Origin of the sequence: Mesorhizobium sp. M4B.F.Ca.ET.017.02.2.1 (genome assembly GCF_003998955.1) — a bacterium.
Classification (GTDB): domain Bacteria; phylum Pseudomonadota; class Alphaproteobacteria; order Rhizobiales; family Rhizobiaceae; genus Mesorhizobium; species Mesorhizobium abyssinicae.
The window spans coordinates 1-1,385 of record NZ_RZOF01000611.1 but is presented as its reverse complement, the minus strand read 5'-3'; the positions used below and the strand labels follow the sequence as shown (position 1 = coordinate 1,385).

The following is a 1,385-nucleotide window of genomic DNA, read 5'->3' as shown; positions in this document are numbered from 1 at the left end:
GTGCAGGGCGACCAGCGTCGCCTTGCCGGCGGCGGCGTCCTTGCCGGTCGCCTTGCCCATCTGGTGCGCATCCGCCGTCAGGTCGAGCAGGTCGTCGGCAAGCTGGAAGGCGAGCCCGATCGCCGAGCCGAATTCGGCCAGCCGCTCGCGGTCTTCCGGCGGCGCGCCGGCGACGATGGCGCCGGCCTCGCAGGCAAAGCGGATCAAGGCGCCGGTCTTCATCGCCTGCAGCCGGATGATGCCGGCCTCGTCCGGTGGATTGCGGCCGGCATCGAGATCGAGCATCTGCCCGCCGACCATGCCGCCAATGCCGGCGGCGCGGGCAAGTGCCAGCACCAGCGCCGCCCGGCGTTCCACGGGCAGCACGGTCGCCTCGTCGGCGAGGATGTCGAAGGCAAGCGTCAGCAGCGCGTCGCCGGCAAGGATGGCGGTGGCGTCGTCGAAGGCCCGGTGCACGGTCGGCTGGCCGCGGCGCAGATCGTCATTGTCCATGGCCGGCAGATCGTCATGGATCAGCGAATAGCAATGCACGCATTCGAGCGCCGCCGCGACGCGCGATGCCGCCTCGCCATCGGCGGAAAAGAGCGCCGCGCTTTCCATGACCAGAAAAGGGCGCAGGCGCTTGCCGCCGTTCAACACGCCATGGCGCATGGCCGCCATCAGCCGCTCCGGCCGGGCGATCTCGCCGGACAGTGCGCGCGCATCGAGAAGCCGCCTGAGCAGCGCCTCGATTGCCGCTGCGCGTGTCAGAAGTGCGGTTTCGAACGCGATTTCTTCGTCTTTCGCCATGGCCGGGAGCGGTAGCCGACACTCAGACATTGCGCAAGAAGCCGCGTGCCATTATGCCGGTTGAGCTGATGGCACGGGTGGGGCGGCTTGACGGAACCGATCGTCGATCATGAAATCGAAGGACTGGACATGGCGCGGCCGAGGCGCCTGAACCGCGTCGGTCTCAAGCGCCTGGGCCGGCGCTCCCTGGTCGTTGCCGCCATCCTGGCGGTGATACCGGTGGTGCTGACCTTCCTCTATCTGCCGTCCTTCGTGCATCCGGTGTCGACGCTGATGCTGAAGGACCTCGCGACCTTCTCCGGCTACGACCGGCGCTGGGTTTCCATCGACGACGTGTCGCCGGTGCTGGCGCATTCGGTGGTCATGTCGGAGGACGGGCAGTTCTGCTTCCACCGCGGCGTCGATCTCGGCGAATTGCGCGGCGTCGTCGACGACGCGCTGGCCGGCGAGGCAACGCGCGGCGCCTCGACCATCACCATGCAGACGGTGAAGAATCTCTTCCTCTGGTCGCGGCCGCTGGGCACAGTGCGCAAGGTGGTCGAACTGCCGCTCGCCGTCTATTTCGACGCGGTGATGTCGAAGCGGCGGATCATGGA

At 68.0% G+C, this 1,385-nt stretch carries 2 protein-coding genes; one reads left to right on the top strand and one right to left on the bottom strand.

Annotated elements, in window-relative coordinates:
* Window positions 1-789 (bottom strand): polyprenyl synthetase family protein (locus tag EN738_RS34305; protein ID WP_145967049.1); only part of this gene is annotated, 789 nt, incomplete at its 3' end.
* A gap of 129 nt (window positions 790-918) precedes the next feature.
* On the opposite strand from EN738_RS34305, the gene EN738_RS34300 reads away from it, so the two are divergent.
* The coding region (locus EN738_RS34300; protein ID WP_189606138.1) for a transglycosylase domain-containing protein at window positions 919-1,385 on the top strand (467 nt) is incomplete at its 3' end.